We start from the raw sequence: 221 nt of genomic DNA, 5'->3' as shown, positions 1-221 counted from the left end.
TTTCTTAATTATGAGAAAAATTATCATCTTGCCAAAACTAACGAAAACTATAAGCTGTTAAACAGCAACATGGCACAGCAAATTTTAAAAAAGGTCAATGAAGCCTTTAAATCTTTCTTTGGTTTGATCAGTCTTGCCAAACAAGGAAAATATGACCACAAGGCTATCAGTATTCCAAAATATCTTAAAAAAGATGGCTTTCATTCACTGATCATTGGCCA

General features: G+C 32.1%; 1 pseudogene. It reads left to right on the top strand.

Features of this window, described 5'->3' with window-relative positions:
• A pseudogene (locus I656_RS19670) lies at positions 1–221 on the top strand (RNA-guided endonuclease TnpB family protein); the annotation flags it as partial.

This window comes from Geobacillus sp. WSUCF1 (assembly GCF_000422025.1).
GTDB classification, from domain to species: domain Bacteria; phylum Bacillota; class Bacilli; order Bacillales; family Anoxybacillaceae; genus Geobacillus; species Geobacillus zalihae.
This window is presented reverse-complemented; position numbering and strand designations above follow the sequence as displayed.